The 15,664-nt window shown below is 53.9% G+C and carries 17 protein-coding genes; 1 reads left to right on the forward strand and 16 read right to left on the reverse strand.

The window, feature by feature from the left end; all coding sequences use genetic code 11:
* Window position 1: 1 nt before the first annotated feature.
* Window positions 2-1,426, reverse strand: a complete 1,425-nt coding sequence (locus tag HMPREF0577_RS07275; protein ID WP_004013155.1) for a DUF5692 family protein — start codon at window positions 1,424-1,426, stop codon at window positions 2-4.
* A 318-nt stretch (window positions 1,427-1,744) separates the two neighbouring features.
* On the opposite strand from HMPREF0577_RS07275, the gene HMPREF0577_RS07280 reads away from it, so the two are divergent.
* The gene (locus tag HMPREF0577_RS07280; RefSeq protein ID WP_004013157.1) at window positions 1,745-2,776 is read left to right on the forward strand and encodes a hypothetical protein; all 1,032 of its coding nucleotides are present in this window, start codon (window positions 1,745-1,747) and stop codon (window positions 2,774-2,776) included.
* A gap of 141 nt (window positions 2,777-2,917) precedes the next feature.
* Here the strand turns inward: HMPREF0577_RS07280 and HMPREF0577_RS07285 are convergent, their stop codons facing one another.
* The 15 genes from HMPREF0577_RS07285 to tuf all read right to left on the reverse strand — a co-directional run bounded on the left by HMPREF0577_RS07285 (window position 2,918) and on the right by tuf (window position 15,518).
* Window positions 2,918-4,552 carry a methyl-accepting chemotaxis protein gene (locus HMPREF0577_RS07285; protein ID WP_004013159.1) on the reverse strand — a complete coding sequence of 545 codons (1,635 nt, stop codon included), beginning with the start codon at window positions 4,550-4,552 and terminating at the stop codon, window positions 2,918-2,920.
* 286 nt (window positions 4,553-4,838) lie between these two features.
* Window positions 4,839-5,117 carry a 30S ribosomal protein S17 gene (rpsQ, locus tag HMPREF0577_RS07290; RefSeq protein ID WP_004013160.1) on the reverse strand — a complete coding sequence of 93 codons (279 nt, stop codon included), beginning with the start codon at window positions 5,115-5,117 and terminating at the stop codon, window positions 4,839-4,841.
* A gap of 3 nt (window positions 5,118-5,120) precedes the next feature.
* A complete protein-coding gene (gene rpmC, locus HMPREF0577_RS07295; RefSeq protein ID WP_004013161.1) occupies window positions 5,121-5,357 on the reverse strand; it encodes a 50S ribosomal protein L29 in 237 nt (78 codons plus the stop codon).
* A gap of 3 nt (window positions 5,358-5,360) precedes the next feature.
* Window positions 5,361-5,777, reverse strand: a complete 417-nt coding sequence (rplP, locus tag HMPREF0577_RS07300) for a 50S ribosomal protein L16 (RefSeq protein WP_004013162.1) — start codon at window positions 5,775-5,777, stop codon at window positions 5,361-5,363.
* A gap of 3 nt (window positions 5,778-5,780) precedes the next feature.
* Entirely contained in the window at window positions 5,781-6,605 is an 825-nt protein-coding gene (gene rpsC / locus HMPREF0577_RS07305) for a 30S ribosomal protein S3 (RefSeq protein ID WP_004013163.1), read from the reverse strand.
* 2 nt (window positions 6,606-6,607) lie between these two features.
* A complete protein-coding gene (rplV, locus tag HMPREF0577_RS07310) occupies window positions 6,608-7,303 on the reverse strand; it encodes a 50S ribosomal protein L22 (protein ID WP_004013164.1) in 696 nt (231 codons plus the stop codon).
* Between the two features lie 17 nt (window positions 7,304-7,320).
* The gene (gene rpsS, locus HMPREF0577_RS07315) at window positions 7,321-7,599 is read right to left on the reverse strand and encodes a 30S ribosomal protein S19 (RefSeq protein ID WP_004013165.1); all 279 of its coding nucleotides are present in this window, start codon (window positions 7,597-7,599) and stop codon (window positions 7,321-7,323) included.
* Window positions 7,600-7,614: 15 nt separating this feature from the next.
* Window positions 7,615-8,451 (reverse strand): 50S ribosomal protein L2, encoded by an 837-nt coding sequence (rplB, locus tag HMPREF0577_RS07320; protein WP_004013166.1) that lies wholly within the window; start codon window positions 8,449-8,451, stop codon window positions 7,615-7,617.
* Window positions 8,452-8,464: 13 nt separating this feature from the next.
* Window positions 8,465-8,767 (reverse strand): 50S ribosomal protein L23, encoded by a 303-nt coding sequence (gene rplW / locus HMPREF0577_RS07325; protein ID WP_004013167.1) that lies wholly within the window; start codon window positions 8,765-8,767, stop codon window positions 8,465-8,467.
* On the reverse strand, window positions 8,764-9,408 hold the full coding sequence (rplD, locus tag HMPREF0577_RS07330; RefSeq protein ID WP_004013169.1) for a 50S ribosomal protein L4: 645 nt from the start codon (window positions 9,406-9,408) through the stop codon (window positions 8,764-8,766). Before rplD ends, rplW begins: the two co-directional genes overlap by 4 nt.
* Before the next feature lie 2 nt (window positions 9,409-9,410).
* Window positions 9,411-10,067, reverse strand: coding sequence for a 50S ribosomal protein L3 (rplC, locus tag HMPREF0577_RS07335; protein ID WP_004013170.1), 657 nt, complete (start codon window positions 10,065-10,067; stop codon window positions 9,411-9,413).
* A gap of 11 nt (window positions 10,068-10,078) precedes the next feature.
* Window positions 10,079-10,387, reverse strand: a complete 309-nt coding sequence (gene rpsJ, locus HMPREF0577_RS07340) for a 30S ribosomal protein S10 (RefSeq protein WP_004013171.1) — start codon at window positions 10,385-10,387, stop codon at window positions 10,079-10,081.
* Window positions 10,388-10,723: 336 nt separating this feature from the next.
* Window positions 10,724-12,349, reverse strand: a complete 1,626-nt coding sequence (locus HMPREF0577_RS07345) for an aldehyde dehydrogenase family protein (RefSeq protein ID WP_004013173.1) — start codon at window positions 12,347-12,349, stop codon at window positions 10,724-10,726.
* Window positions 12,350-12,487: 138 nt separating this feature from the next.
* Complete coding sequence (locus HMPREF0577_RS07350; protein WP_036342599.1) at window positions 12,488-14,110, reverse strand: aldehyde dehydrogenase family protein; 1,623 nt, start codon at window positions 14,108-14,110, stop codon at window positions 12,488-12,490.
* Between the two features lie 211 nt (window positions 14,111-14,321).
* Window positions 14,322-15,518, reverse strand: coding sequence for an elongation factor Tu (gene tuf, locus HMPREF0577_RS07355; protein WP_004013175.1), 1,197 nt, complete (start codon window positions 15,516-15,518; stop codon window positions 14,322-14,324).
* Window positions 15,519-15,664 lie beyond the last annotated feature (146 nt).

Below are 15,664 nucleotides of genomic sequence, written 5' to 3' on the forward strand. Positions count from 1 at the left end.
GTCAGTCCTCCTTTTGCTTGGGTTGGGCGGGTTGCTTGGGTTGGGCGGGTTCACGAGGTGCCAGCCCGGAATCCGACGGAAGCGGAGCCGGCGCCACCTCCCATTTCGGATCGGACACAATTCCTTTGGCGGCCAAAACCGGGTCGGCGCCTAGTGGAGTCCGTAATTTGGGGTATCGATGATCGCGGCGCCACCACGGCATCCACGCCACCCAACCAACGGCGGGCGGCTCCGGGGTATCCGGTTCAAACCCCAGTTCTGTCGGGGTTTCTTTCATCCGGTCACAGATATAGTATTTGTCTTTGTTATCCAAGTGAGTCTGGGCAATCCGGCGGAATTCGGCCAGTTCGGGATAGAGCACCCCGGTAATCGGATTGCGCCGATGCTTGATAATCTGGTACAACCAGTAGCCAAACAAGGCCAGGTTCCCCGCCACAGCCGCCCCGGAGCAAAGCATGTTCGCCACCGGGTTCATGGTTGCAAAGTTGAACATCTTCGAGGGTTTCACCAAAACATATGGCAGCAGGTTATTCGCTGCTATCCAAAACATCAGGGTATAGCACCTAAACCAAATCCACTGTCCCTTCGCCCAGGTGAAGGCGGGAATCGTACATGCCAGCAACAGCGCAAAAGAACAATACCAGGTGTAGTCCGCCAAAGCATTGTACAAAAACGCGTGATTCCACAGGTCATAGCCAATTACCCACGGCCAGACTTGGTCAATCCAAATCAAGCCACGCACCCGACGCTTCGGATTGGAAGTCACCACAATTTTCCCAATACCGGTGATACAGATAATGTTTAGCATCCCCGCCGCTGCACTCCACAGGTTCCACACCCCACCGATGGTGCGAAAACCGGTTTCCGGGTCGATACCCACATGCGCCGCCGCAAAGTTAGCGGCGAGCGCCTGATAGAATTGAGGGGTGTCAGCAGCGGCGGTAATGCCACGCGCCTCGGGTAGCCCCACCAGCATATCGGCTCCGTGAGTAGCATTGATGTTTTGCAGACATTGCCAGTTTGCGGCGCATTGATAATAACCATCGGCATTAAAATAAATCGCCACGTCACGAATATTAGCCTCCATAATGTTAGAGGCCAACAATAACCAGCAAATCACCCCAATCCAAATGGCATAGCGACGCGCCAGCAGCGGGCGACGTTTCATAAATACGATTAGCACGCCATTGAGAGTCGCAGCGGTTATCATCAACACGAATTTGCCAAAGGGAAACCATCCCACGACAGGGATAGCGTTTTCAATTGCCCACGGCATCACCGCTAGACCTCCTACCGTCCAGATTGCGAAAATCGTCCAGTTCCAACGCCGGTGGATTTCCGCCACCGCCATTTGCATCGCAAAAATCACGAACCACATCAAATACACAAATGGAGTGCCGAGCTCCCACATGAATAAATCTTTCATTTACTCACCCCTCGAGTAGGGAAACCACTTTGTTTCCATCCAAGCATCTTTGCATTTCAGTTTATCGCGCTTTGACTGTTTATATCGCGATTTCATGAGGGGATATTTCTGAAAATAAGCTGAAACTGGAACTAGCGCCTCATGAATTAAACTAAATCTAACCAGGCAAACCCTTACGATAAAAGAAAAACCCAGCGGCATTAACCCAAAACCCGCGCCCGGAACAACTATCCCCTAACGTCGCAAAACCCCGCGAGAAACCGGAATTTACGGTATCCTGAAACCAAGTGTTAAATTAGTCTTTCCAAGGAGGAAATTATGGTGTCAAAGAAGACATTGTTGAAACTAGCCGGGGGTGCGGGCGTGGCAACGCTTGGTGGCCTGTTTGCGTTTTCGCAGTTTACCGGCAAGGCCACCCCGGAAGAACGTGCCTTTAAGTATCCCGGCGATGACCTGGTTGATGCGGAATATGATAATGCTTATTCCTCAACCTATGCGATAACTATCGACGCCCCAGCCTACGCGGTGTGGCGACATCTCAAGCAGATTGGTTGCAACAAGGCAGGTTCGTATTCTTCGGAGTTCTTAGAGCGGGTCTTTGCCCGGCTACCGTTTTTCAACCAATACGAAATCCAAGAGGAATACCAGCAGCCTGATTCGCTGGTGGCTGGCGATGCGGGGCCTTTCGATTTCCACGGCATGACTATGGAATGGGTTGATGTGGTGCCCGGCAAATACCTGGTGCACTGGGTGGATACGAAACATCCACCGGCCGCCCCCGGTTCCTATGCTTTCCGTTTCCCCGGAATGAAACATTTTGCGGCGGCGTGGTGTTTCTACATGGTGCCGCTCAAGGGCGGGCAAACCCGCCTGATTAACCACTGGCGCCTGGGATACGAGCCGGACACGACTTTCCAAAAAGTCCTGAACTGGGTCAATATCGAGATGATTGGCGGCTGTATGACAAACCTGCAAAATCTCTATGTGAAGCGAGTGTTAGAGTTCCGCAAGAAACAGCATCTCACCGGGCGTTTCATGCGCGGTGCCCTGGGCGGGAGATTCTTTAACACCGGTACTCCCGCTGGCCGTTGGGACGGCACGCCTTTCTTCGAGGAAACCTATACCCAGTGGATTCGCTACGGACGACAGTGCCCCGCCAGCGCCGAGATTCGCCCCCCGGTCACCGATGACCCCTCCTGGCCGCCGACCGGGCCGGAGTCGCCGTGGGCAGCGGACGTGGATGCGGATTACTTCGTGGACTGGTCCGAGCCCGAGTTTTCTTGGGAGGAGCAAATGCGCCAAAAACGCGAGAAAACTTACCTGCCGGATTGGGGCAAGCCCCGCCAGTAGCCGCCCGTCGCTGCAAGATATCCCCTTCCTCATCTGCGGACGGGTTCATGAGGTGCCATCGCAAAACGAGGCGTAAACCGCCAGCCGGGCAAATTTAATTGGTGGTGGGGCGATACAATCGCCCCACCACCAATTAAAACCCTAAACACGGAAGCCGCTAAGGTGCTCATCCAAGCCTTGCGAGAGTTCTTCCATTTCGCGAGTGGCTGCTTGCAGCTCCAGGACTGCCTGCGCGATTTCTCCGCCGCCTTGTGCCACGGAAGAAATCATGGTGTTGATTTCTCCTACCACCGTGGCCGCATCCTGGGTGGAGCGCGACATCTCGTTGGTGGTGGCGGTTTGTTCCTCTACAGCAGAGGCAATAGTGGTTTGGAAATCCGAGATTTGGGACACAATCTGCGAGATTTCAGCAATGGCTTCTACCGCGCCGCTGGTATCGTGTTGAATCTGTTCAATACGCTGGGAAATCTCTTCGGTAGCCGTGCCGGTTTCGGCCGCCAAGTCTTTGACTTCCCCGGCGACTACTGCGAATCCTTTCCCGGCGTCTCCAGCGCGCGCCGCCTCAATGGTGGCGTTCAAGGCCAACAGGTTTGTTTGCTCGGCAATCTTGGTGATAGTCTTCACCACCTCCCCAATCTCTTGCGAAGATTCACCCAGCTTAGCCACCACTTCGTTGGTACGGGCGGCCACCTCGGTAGCATTTTGCGCTACCCTAGCGGCCTCGGTGGCGTTAGAAGAGATTTCTCGAATCGAGGCTCCCATTTCTTCCGCGCCTGCCGCCACCGTGGAAACATTGGAAGAGACTTGCGCGGAACTCTGATCCACTTGGTCGATAAGTTCATTGGCTTGGGTAGCACTTTGAGAGACTCCTTCAAGAGTGGCATTCACGTTGCGTGAAGCCTGTTTTACCTTGGCGGAAACTTCGGAAGTTCCGGCAATAAGCTCTCGGAGGCTTTCATTAGCTTTATTCATGCTGCGTGCCATATCGCCGGTTTCATCATTGCTCTTCACATCCATATGCACGGTCAAATCCCCGGATGCCATGTTTTCCAAGCCGCGACTGACCTGGCGTATCGGACCTACGATGCGTTTGGACATCGCCACACTAAGCACCACTGCGATTACAACGCCAAGTAATGCCATCACTCCGACACCCACTATCATTCCTATTTGGGCTCGCTCCGCCTCGGCCTTACATTTTGAAATATAGTTATCTAATTCGGTTCCGACCTTGGTGAGATTCCCTTCAAAGGCAGCAATCAGAGTCATATTGTCCTGTGGGCCGTTTTTAAAGGTTTCCAGCCCGTATGTCCAAAAATCTTTGGCATAGTTGGGGCCGTCTTTAACCGCATAAGCCATAGGAACCAAATGTTGGGTACGCAAGTTCTTCCAAGCTTCATAGCTTTTTACCAGGTTGGGAAAACTAGGTAATTGATTAATCATAGCCGAAGATTGTATTCGATCAATATTTTTTTGAATAATGTCATCATGAGCTTCAACTTTAGCCTTATCGCCGTCCTTGGCTTTATCTTCCAGTTCCAAAGCCACCCAGTCACCCATCATGCGCACATAGACTTCAGCGTGCCAAATTCTTTGTATCGGCTCTTTGAGGGCGTTAGCCTTCATAGTGTTGTCATTAGCCACATTGATGGCATGCAATCCGGAAAAACCGACCACAGCAACCAGAACAAGAGCTATCACCATCACCGATGTGACGAGCGCTAACTTCATGGAAATACTGAAGCGATGCCTCTGTTTAACGACATTGTCAGACATTACTACCTCCTTGCAGTACGAAAACAACCAGGGACAGCAAAAGCTACCTTGAATCGCCGTCCCTTTCCACAGGATACATCATTTAACTAGTAAAAGGAAGGCAATTGTTGTCATATTTTGGGCAAAATGCCAGCTAGATTCCTCTGTTTGACTTCGCTACAACAGCAGAAGCCAACGAAAACACGGGAAAGCGGCTCGGAACTGATGTTCCGAGCCGCTTTCCCTTACCCAAAAGAAAGGTTTGCTTAACCGGCGCAAAAGCGAAAGCCTGCGAACCTTCGATAGCTTACTTAGCCTTTTCGGCAATTTCTACTAAGCGCCAGTGTTTGGTGGCACTCAGTGGGCGGGTCTCCATGATGACAACCAAGTCGCCAATACCGGCGGCGTTGTGCTCGTCATGAACTTTGACCTTCTTGGTTTTACGCATAACCTTGCCGTAAAGCGGGTGCTTCTTGCGGTCTTCCAAACGAACTACAATGGTTTTTTCCATCTTGTCGGAGACCACGTAACCACGGCGCATCTTGCGATGGTTGCGTTCAGTTTGTTCCATAACATCCTCAGCCATTGCTTACTCCTTCACGCTTGGTTCGGTGCGAATTCCCAGCTCGCGTTCCCGATAGATGGTGTAGATACGAGCCACATCGCGGCGTACCGCTTTAATGCGACCATGGTCTTCGAGCTGGCCAGTAGCCTGGGCGAAACGAAGATTAAACAACTCCTGCTTCGCGTCTTTCAACTTCACCGCCAACTGTTCGTTGTCCATAGCATCCAAGTCATTGGGCGCAAGACCTTTAGAACCAATCATCGATTACTCACCACCTTCACGGGTAACGAAACGGGTCTTGATGGGCAGCTTGTGCTGGGCACGAGACAGTGCTTCGCGAGCAAGCTCCTCAGAGACACCGCTGATTTCCAACAGGATACGACCCGGTTTAACCGGGGCTACCCACCATTCAACGGAACCTTTACCGGAACCCATACGGGTTTCCGCCGGCTTCTTGGTCAAAGGACGGTCGGGGAAAATATTAATCCAAATTTTTCCACCACGCTTGACGTGACGAGTCACGGCAATACGTGCCGCCTCGATTTGACGGTTGGTCAGATAGGCACCTTCCAGGGCCTGAATCCCAAACTCACCGAAAGCGATTTCGGTGCCTCCCTTAGCGTAGCCGCTACGCCCAGGGCGGTGCTGGCGACGCCACTTGGTACGACGAGGAATCAGCATTGCTTATGCCTCCGTTTCTGTTGCTGCCGCAGCGGGTACCTCGGAGGCAACCTGAGTGGCAGTTTCGGTTTTGTTGTTTTCCACAGCCTGATCGGCGCTGCGCTCGCCGCGGGGACGACGGTTCCCGTGACGTTCACCGCGACGGGACTGACGTCCGGCTTGTTCGGCTTGCATCCGAGCAAACTCCCGTTCGGTGGTGTCGCCCTTGTAAATCCATACCTTGACACCGATACGACCGAACGTGGTACGAGCCTCGAAGAAGCCATAGTCAATATTGGCTCGCAGGGTGTGCAGCGGCACGCGTCCTTCACGATAGAACTCGGAACGAGACATCTCAGCCCCACCCAAACGACCCGAGCACTGTACCCGGATACCTTTGGCTCCACCGCGCAGCGCGGACTGCATGCCCTTACGCATAGCCCGGCGGAAAGAGACCCGAGCAGAGAGCTGTTCGGCAATGGATTGGGCTACTAGCTGGGCGTCAATATCAGGGTTCTTGACCTCGCGAATATTGAGCTGCACCTGTTTGCCCGTCAGTTTCTCGAGCTGGGCGCGCAGGCGATCGGCTTCTGCCCCGCGGCGTCCAATGACAATCCCCGGTCGCGCCGTGTACAAATCCACAGACACCCGGTCGCGAGTGCGCTCGATTCCTACTTTAGAAATACCGGCACGTTCCAGTTTCTCCTCCATGAGACGACGAATCTCTACGTCTTCTTTCACGAAGTCACGGTAACGCTGCCCCGGCTTGGTGGAATCAGCGAACCAGCGGGAACGATGTTCCGTGGTGATTCCAAGACGGAACCCGGTGGGGTTAACCTTTTGACCCATACTTACTTCGCTCCCTTCTCGGTGTCAACAGATTTCGCGGCGGGCTTGGCCGCAGCCTTCTTAGTCGGGCTCTTAGTCGCGGCTTCCTTATCCTTCGCCGCCGATTTTTCTTTCGGAGCCGACTTGGATTCCGTCGCCTTCTTAGTACTAGCAGCAGGTTTGCTCGACTTAGCAGCCGTAGACTTGGCGGCCGGTTTGCTTTCAGACTTGGCACCCGATGTGCGTGGCTTACTCGCTGGTTGATCCTCCGTCTTCGCCGCCTTCACCTTGGCCTTAGAGACTTCACCAGCAGCTCGCCCGGTTTTAGGGGGTACTACCGGTTTTTGTGCCGACTCGAGCTCACGCTTGTCCGCAGCGTCTCCCACCACAACCGTCAGATGAGAGGTACGCTTCAAGATTCGAGCACCCCGGCCTTGAGCCCGGGCACGGAAGCGTTTCATGGTCGGGCCTTCGTTCACATAGGCCTCTATCACGAACATAGTGTCGGCATCAAAAGATTTTCCCTCCCGGCGGGCTGCCTGCTCGGCGTTAGCCAGGGCGGAAACCAAGGTCTTACGAATCGGTACGGCTGGTTTTTGCGGCGCGAACTTCAACACGTCGAGGGCTCGGTTAGCGGGTAAACCACGAACCTCTCGAATCACGCGACGGGCTTTTTGCGGTGTAACACGCACATAACGGGAATGGGCTGTTGCTTTCATGTTTTCCTCCTCCCGCTTTAGCGGCGACCTTTCTTGTCGTCTTTGGCGTGTCCCCGATAGGTACGAGTCGGAGCGAACTCTCCGAGCTTGTGACCCACCATGGCTTCGGTGATGAACACTGGCACATGCTTACGACCATCATGAACCGCGATGGTATGACCCAGGAAATCCGGGGTAATCATAGAACGGCGTGACCAGGTTTTAATCACGTTCTTGGTATTAGCCTCGTTTTGCGCGTCCACCTTCTTTTGCAGGTGGTCGTCAACAAAGGGGCCTTTCTTCAAACTGCGTGGCATATTCGAACTCCCCTATCAGCGTTTCTTGCCAGTCTTACGGCGACGGACTATGTACTGATTCGACGCCTTCTTCTTACTACGGGTACGACCCTCAGGCTTGCCCCAGGGGCTCACCGGGTGACGACCACCGGAGGTGCGACCTTCGCCACCACCATGCGGGTGATCAACGGGGTTCATGACAACACCACGAACCTTCGGACGGCGCCCCAACCAACGAGAGCGACCGGCCTTGCCTAAATCAATGTTGCCGTGGTCGGCATTCCCAACTTCACCGATAGTGGCGCGGCAACGAGCGTCAACATTACGGATTTCCCCAGAAGGCATCCGCAGTTGTGCCATCTTGCCTTCCTTAGCGACCAGTTGGACGGAAACCCCAGCGCTGCGAGCAATTTTAGCTCCCCCGCCGGGACGCATCTCGACCGCATGAACGGTGGTACCCAGCGGAATATTCTTCAACGGCAAGCAGTTGCCGGGTTTGATATCTGCACCTGACCCTTGCTCAATCAAGTCTCCTTGCTTGAGTTTTTCAGGAGCCAAAATGTAACGCTTCTCGCCGTCAGCATAGTGCAGCAAAGCAATCCGCGCGGTACGGTTAGGATCGTATTCGATATGCGCCACTTTAGCGGGGATACCGTCCTTGTCGTGGCGACGGAAATCTATCAAGCGATATTGGCGTTTGTGCCCACCACCGCGACGTCGTGAAGTCACACGCCCCAGATTGTTACGTCCCCCAGTCTTGTGCAAAGGACGCAACAGGGACTTTTCCGGGTGGTCGCGGGTGATTTCATTGAAATCAGCCACCGACGCGCCACGACGACCCGGGGTTGTCGGTTTATATTTACGAATTCCCATTAGTTATCTCCCCTTAGGCCTGTTGTCCGAAAACGTCAATGGAGCCTTCCTTCAAGGTCACGATGGCTCGCTTGGTGTCTTTACGCTTGCCCCAACCAGTACGGGTACGCACGCGCTTCCCCTCGCGGTTTTGGGTATTTACCGAGGCTACCTTGACCTTGAAAATGGCTTCAATAGCCCGCTTAATTTCGGTCTTGTTCGATCGGGAATCCACCAGGAAGGTGTACTGCCCGTGGTCAATCAAGTTGTACGATTTCTCGCTTACAACGGGTTTCAAAATAATGTCGCGAGGATCTTTTTCTGACAGTAAGCTCACTTGTCTTCCCCTTTCTGCAAGAAGGAATCGAGGGCAGAAGCGGAAAACACCACATCGTCATTAGCCAACACATCGTAGGTATTGAGTTCCCCCACGAACAGGACATGATGTTCCGCCAGATTATTTACACTCAGCGCCACTACGTCGTCAACCTGCGGGGTCAACACAATCAGCGCGCGACGATCAGCCACTGCGTTTTGCAAAGCGGCTTTCGCTGCCTTCGTAGAAGGCGCGTCCTTGACCCCGAAATCGCTCAGGACATGGACTCGATTCGCCCGAGCTCGATCCGAAAGCGCCTGGCGCAAGGCGGCGGCCTTCATTTTCTTCGGAGTTTTCTGAGTGTAGTCACGAGGCTGTGGGCCGTGAACGATACCACCACCAGTGAACTGGGGGGCGCGAATCGAACCCTGACGAGCCCGACCGGTGCCTTTTTGCCGGTACGGCTTCTTACCACCACCGGACACATCCCCACGGGTCTTAGTCGCGTGAGTACCCTGACGAGCCGCCGCCAACTGTGCATTTACCACCTGGTGCAGCAAGGGCACGTTCAGCTCCAGGTCGAAAACCTCGCCGGGAAGCTCCACAGTGCCAGTTTTCTTGCCGGCTCCGTCCAAAACATCAATACTGCGGGTTTCAGTCATTGTTAGTCTCCCTTCACAGCCGAGCGAATCATCACAATACCGCCCTTGGGACCGGGGATAGCGCCAGCAATGACGACCAATCCTTTATCCGCGTCGATGGCCTGAACTTTAAGGTTCATGATGGTGCGGCGCTCCCCGCCCATCCGACCGGCCATATTCAAACCACGGAAAACCCGACCCGGCGTAGCGCAAGCCCCAATTGAACCAGGCTTACGGTGGTTGCGGTGGGCACCATGTGAAGAGGAAACCCCCTGGAAGCCGTGGCGCTTCATAACCCCGGCAAAACCCTTACCTTTAGTATTGCCGGTAACGTCCACCAAAGCACCCGTCTCGAATAAATCGGCACCGAGTTCTTGGCCAAGTTCATAGCTACCCGCATCGGTGGTGCGCACTTCCGCGAGATGACGACGCGGAGTCACCCCAGACTTGGCGAAGTGTCCGGCCATAGGCTTGGTGACCTTGCGTTCATCCAATTGGCCAAACCCCAACTGCAAAGCCGTGTAACCATCGCGTTCCGGGGTGCGAATGTCCGTTACTACGTTCTTTTCAACTTCGACCACAGTTACGGGGACAAGCTTACCTTCCTCGTCCCAAACCTGGGTCATTCCTAGCTTACGCCCGAGTAAAGCCTTTACCGGGGCCTGTGTTCCAGTAGTCATCGCGGCCCTCCCTACAGCTTAATCTCGATTTTCACGTCCGCCGGCAGCTCGAGATGCATCAACGAGTCCACCGCATTGGGCGTGGGGTCAATAATGTCAATCAGCCGTTTGTGCGTACGCACCTCGAATTGCTCGCGGCTGTCCTTGTACTTGTGCGGCGACCGAACTACAACGTAAACGTTCTTTTCGGTCGGCAGAGGCACGGGTCCGACTACGGTAGCGCCAGCACTGGTTACCGTTTCGACGATTTTCTTCGCCGAAGAGTCGATGACATCGTGATCATACGACTTCAGCCGGATGCGGATTTTTTGTCCCGCCATTGGCTTCCAACCTTTCCTTTACCTGGTTCTTCACCGATACACGCTTCCGGGCGTGTCGCATGGATTCTCACGCTCCAGCCGGTGCTTGCATCGTTGGATTTCCATTCCCGAAGGGGATTCCCTTGGGAGTTCGGTGCTCTCGGGAGGCCGAAATAGCCTCAAGACGCACCGAGGATTCAGCTTACGCTAGAAAACCCAGGTTTAGCAAATTCACTCTGCGGCACTACGCCGAAGAAATAAGCCGTCACATCCACAGATAAAAAAACCAGCACAGATTTCAAACCGTGGGCGCTGCAAGCTGGCACCTCATGAAACGGAAACCAACGCAACCAGCGGCTAAACCGGCCCTGAAAAACGATCTTGAAGACGGCGCCACGCAAGTTTAAAACCCTGCACCCACACCGTATCCGTTACGTTATGCGCCAACCACGAATTAATCCCCATCACCGAGAAAGTCAAACGTTCCGTCCAGTTACCCGAACGCCAATCCTGAGACACCCAAGAAATCCGTTTTAGCCGCACCGCCGAAAACACCCGAGTATATTGCAACATCGCCTCGACCCCATGACGAATCCCTTGCCCGGTTTCCTCACGACCCTGAATCGGAGCTCGCCATGCCCCCCACAAAGACATGTAAGAATCATTAACCGAAACCGTGGAAACTGCGGAATTCTCAATGAAATTCGAGACAAACTCCATGTCTTGGGTAAACAGATATGCGGCGTTAACCAGCCGAGAACTCTCCATGTAACGAACCACGTCAGTGACATCCTCAAAAGACACAATCGCAACCAGCGGACCGTAAAACTCTTCGGTGAGCAATTCGGGAACCGCCTTGACATCCGTAACAATGGTGGGCTCGAAAAAGGTTTCGGAAACCTCCGGGCGAGCATGTGAACCCACCAAGATACGTCCCCCGTGTTCCGTCAAGAACCTCACAGCCCTTTGGCTGCGCTCCACACGCTGCGGATTGAGCATAGCTCCCACCGTGGCATTCCTATCGGCGTAAGTACCCACCCGCAGCTGGTCACGGGTGTATTGGGTAACCAGCTCCTCGAAGGACTCTTTGACCTGTTCCTGGACGAAAATTACTTCTAACCCCGAAAGAGATTGACCAGCATTACGGAACGCCGAACGAGCACAGGCTTTGGCGGCCTCCCACAAGCGAGCATCCTCTAAAATAATGGCGATATTCTTGAAAGAACCGAAAGAAGACATCGGCACCGAAAAGTAACCGCATTGACGCGCGACCTGGCTGCAAGTATCACTGGAAGCCGCAATAGAAACATAGTCCAGACCAGGAATAATCTTTATCCCCAAATCCACGGTGGGGGAAACCACAATACGCCAAGCATCAGCGGGTAAACCAGAGCTAACCAAGATGCCCTTCATCATCAGGGCTCCCAAGGCGGCTTGCGGGGTGACAAAGTTAACCACGGGGTTTCCCGTCATCAGCGCGTTTAATATGTCCCCCACCATTGAAAGCTGGAAATCGGAAGAAGAAAAGAAGCCCACCACCCCCAAGGGGCGGTGCATCACCCGATAGAACGAGAACGGAACTTGCCCACGTCCCCGACGCGGAGCAGCCACGTGCTTCAAAGCGCGTTTCATAGAACGCACCTGGGTAAGGATATCGAGGTACTCTTCGCCGGCATCAATCCAGGACTTGCCGCTGAGCAGCTGCGACAACGCCACAATGGGATTACGATAGCGCACCATCTGACGCAAAAAACGATACAAAATCCGGGAGCGGGAAAATCCTCCGACTCTAGACCAGGATTCCGCCATCACTCGGGCGTGAACCAGCGAATTTACCGCGTCGTCCAGGGTGGAAACCCGAATCTCGCCAATCTTTTCCCACTTCTGGATATTCCTGACCACAGCGATTTCACCGTGTTCAGAGGCAGCGGCAGCGAACAGTGAATCCAGGAACTTTTTGTCCAGTCCCATTGGCAAGTCCATTATGCCTCCTTTCTACGGTTGGCGGGCATTGCGGTTGGTTTTATCCTATGTTGGCTGAGATATCGTCTGAGTTATCAAGTCTAATGGTGGCGAGCACGGAGCAATCCAAGATTTGCGTCACAGTTTTCACGCTGGTTTTTATATCGGCCCGTGTATCCACGACCCGATGGATCTTCGCAAGCTGCGGAACAGATAAGCCAGAGGGGTGTCGGAAAATAACACCGAAATCCGCACCGAAAATTTGGTGCTAAACTCGGCGAATCTTTCAATAGGATTCCCCGGTTTGAGGTCATCAGGAATCCAAGTTCGCCCCCGCTGACGGGTAGCCGACTGGAGCCGTGAATACTGCGTAATTGACTCGACCCCGTGGCGGATACCACTTCCAGTGTCTTTCACGCCCTGGATGGGAGCCCGCCACGCAGAGTACAAAGACATATAGGCGTCGTTCACCACCAAAGCCGCTGAATCCACCGCATCCATGAAATTGCGCATTGTCTCTTGAGAGCGAGTAAACAGGTAGGCGAGATAGGCATGTCGAGACTTACCAATGTGTCGGGACACTTCGCTGAGCTCCGAGAAGGGCACCAAACATATGACCGGACCGTTAAGCTCCTTGCCGTACATTTTCGCTTCCCGGGGTACATCGGCAAGAATAGTCGGCTCAAAAAAGCCTTCTCCCAAGTCCTGACGACGTTTGCCCCCACAGATTAGCTGCGCTCCCATAGCCACGGCATCATCGATGTATTCCTGGAGGGTTTCGGCGCGTTTGGCATTCAGCAAGGAACCCACAGTGGTGTCATTAGAAGACAGCGAACCGACAACTACTTGTTTCTCGACATATTCTTTGAGGCCTTTTTGGAAGTCATCATAGATAGTATCTTGGACGAAAACTACCTCTAGAGCGGTTACTGCCTGACCGGCCGATTGGAATCCCGCCCTAGCAATTCCTCGGATAGCTCGGTTGAAATTCGCATCTTCGCAGACAACTCCGGTATTCAGTAACTGCAAGAAACCTTTAAACGGCACCCCCGCCTCCTGAGCGCTACGCGCCACGCGCCGCCCTAAACGTTGCGAACCCAACACCACCACCATGTCCAGACCCGGAACGATCGAGCGGCCTGGCCCAGAAGTAGTGGCAGGAATAATCTTCCACAAGCCGTAAGGCATTCCGGCATCCACCAGCATGGCATGAAGCAAAACCGCTCCGAGAGCCGCCTGGGGGGTGACAAAGTTGATTACCGCGTTGCCAGCCACCAGGGCTTGTAGAACGTCGCACAGGGAAGACATCGGCCATTCCGGCGAAGTGTACATGCCGATAGCACCGACCGGACGATAGTTAACCCGCCATTTAGAGAAAGGCAGCGAGCCGCGTCCCCGCCGTCTTTTACTAAGCCTTTGGGACAGGGTCTTGGCGCTGCGGGTGGTAGCGAGTAAATCCAAGAACTCTTCATTGGCATCGTTTTTGGATTTTCCGCTGAGCATCTGGCTCATGGCCACAATTTCTTCCTGGAATCTCCACAGGGAATGACGGAACCGTGACATTACTTGGGTGCGACCGTATCCCTGCAATTCTTGCCACACCACTTGCGCGGCCTGAACCGAAAGCAAAGAATCTTTCACATCATCTTCGGTGGCGGTAGCGACGCGAGTCAACAGCCGACTGGACTCTACGTCCACCACGTCTTTACGGGGGCCGTGCATCCAGGATAAAAATTCCGACAGAGTAGCGAAAAATTGGTCGTCCAATACTTCGGATTGCATAATCCCCCCCCTTCGGTAAATGCTCAGCTGTACCATACTACTCTGTAATTACTTCGTCTCCATCATTTGAAAAGTTAACATCCGGAAAGAATTCTCAGACTATTTTCAGCAATAAAAAATAAATAACGCTCCCACCTGTAAAAACGGTGAGAGCCAAGGCATATAGAGGGGGCGGATGCAAACGCACCCGCCCCCTCTATAGCATCGAAAATTACTCGATAATCTTGGTTACCTTACCGGAACCAACGGTACGGCCACCTTCGCGAATAGCGAAGCCGAGGCCTTCTTCCATAGCGATAGGCTGAATCAGCTCCACGCTGATTTCAGTGGTATCGCCAGGCATAACCATCTCGGTGCCTTCCGGCAACTTGATAACGCCGGTAACGTCGGTGGTGCGGAAGAAGAACTGCGGGCGGTAGCCATCGTAGAAGGACTTGTGGCGTCCACCTTCTTCCTTCTTCAAGATGTAGACCTTGCCCTCGAACTTGGTGTGCGGGGTCACGGAACCGGGAACACACACAACCTGGCCACGCTCTACGTCTTCACGCTTGGTACCACGCAGCAACAGACCACAGTTCTCGCCGGCGTAGGCTTCGTCCATGGACTTGTGGAACATTTCAATACCGGTAACGGTGGTCTTCTGGGTATCGCGGATACCCACGATTTCCACTTCAGAGTTCAACGGCAGCTTGCCGCGCTCCACACGACCGGTAACCACGGTACCACGACCGGTGATGGTGAATACGTCTTCGATAGGCATCAAGAACGGCTTGTCCAAGTCACGCTCGGGGGTGGGAATGTAAGTGTCCACCGCGTCCATGAGCTCTTCAATCTTTTTGGTCCACTCGGGGTCGCCTTCCAGCGCCTTCAAAGCGGAAACGTGAACAATCGGGCAATCGCGATCAAAGCCCTGCTTTTCGAGGTCGTCACGAATCTCGTCCTCGACGATTTCCAGCATATCCTCGTCAACATCGGGGGAATCGCACTTGTTCAACGCTACCAAGATAGAGGGTACCCCAACCTGCTTCGCCAACAGGATGTGCTCCTTCGTCTGAGCCATCGGGCCGTCGGTGGCAGCTACCACGAGGATAGCACCGTCCATCTGCGCTGCGCCGGTAATCATGTTCTTGATGTAGTCGGCGTGCCCGGGAGCGTCCACGTGAGCGTAGTGACGGCTGGGGGTTTCGTATTCAACGTGAGATACGTTGATGGTGATGCCGCGCTGACGTTCCTCCGGAGCGTTATCCACCTGATCGAAGGGGGTGAACTTGTTTGCGGGCAAATCGGGGTACTTTTCCGCCAGTACCTTAGTGATAGCAGCGGTCAAAGTAGTCTTGCCGTGGTCAACGTGACCGATGGTGCCGACGTTTACGTGCGGCTTGTCGTGAGTATAAGTGCCTTGTGCCACTTCTTTTCTTCCTCCTGGATTTTAGGTAGTTTGCTCCAACTAATAAGCAACAAAAGATTACCACTTACTAGCGGAATTTCCTACTTGGGTTGGGTTATTTCTGCGTACTATGGGGTGTCACCTGGGCTCTCAAGGACTTGAGAGCC

It is taken from the genome of Mobiluncus mulieris ATCC 35243, assembly GCF_000160615.1.
GTDB classification, from domain to species: domain Bacteria; phylum Actinomycetota; class Actinomycetes; order Actinomycetales; family Actinomycetaceae; genus Mobiluncus; species Mobiluncus mulieris.

Coding starts and splice junctions, on each gene's coding strand:
- rpsJ (WP_004013171.1), bottom strand. CDS start 10,387: ATGGCGGGACAAAAAATCCGCATCCGGCTGAAGTCGTATGATCACGAT.
- HMPREF0577_RS07350 (WP_036342599.1), bottom strand. CDS start 14,110: ATGCAATCCGAAGTATTGGACGACCAATTTTTCGCTACTCTGTCGGAA.
- rpsC (WP_004013163.1), bottom strand. CDS start 6,605: ATGGGTCAAAAGGTTAACCCCACCGGGTTCCGTCTTGGAATCACCACG.
- rplP (WP_004013162.1), bottom strand. CDS start 5,777: ATGCTGATTCCTCGTCGTACCAAGTGGCGTCGCCAGCACCGCCCTGGG.
- rplD (WP_004013169.1), bottom strand. CDS start 9,408: ATGACTGAAACCCGCAGTATTGATGTTTTGGACGGAGCCGGCAAGAAA.
- rpmC (WP_004013161.1), bottom strand. CDS start 5,357: ATGATTGGTTCTAAAGGTCTTGCGCCCAATGACTTGGATGCTATGGAC.
- HMPREF0577_RS07275 (WP_004013155.1), bottom strand. CDS start 1,426: ATGAAAGATTTATTCATGTGGGAGCTCGGCACTCCATTTGTGTATTTG.
- rplC (WP_004013170.1), bottom strand. CDS start 10,067: ATGACTACTGGAACACAGGCCCCGGTAAAGGCTTTACTCGGGCGTAAG.
- HMPREF0577_RS07280 (WP_004013157.1), top strand. CDS start 1,745: ATGGTGTCAAAGAAGACATTGTTGAAACTAGCCGGGGGTGCGGGCGTG.
- rpsQ (WP_004013160.1), bottom strand. CDS start 5,117: ATGGCTGAGGATGTTATGGAACAAACTGAACGCAACCATCGCAAGATG.
- rpsS (WP_004013165.1), bottom strand. CDS start 7,599: ATGCCACGCAGTTTGAAGAAAGGCCCCTTTGTTGACGACCACCTGCAA.
- rplV (WP_004013164.1), bottom strand. CDS start 7,303: ATGAAAGCAACAGCCCATTCCCGTTATGTGCGTGTTACACCGCAAAAA.
- HMPREF0577_RS07285 (WP_004013159.1), bottom strand. CDS start 4,552: ATGTCTGACAATGTCGTTAAACAGAGGCATCGCTTCAGTATTTCCATG.
- rplB (WP_004013166.1), bottom strand. CDS start 8,451: ATGGGAATTCGTAAATATAAACCGACAACCCCGGGTCGTCGTGGCGCG.
- HMPREF0577_RS07345 (WP_004013173.1), bottom strand. CDS start 12,349: ATGGACTTGCCAATGGGACTGGACAAAAAGTTCCTGGATTCACTGTTC.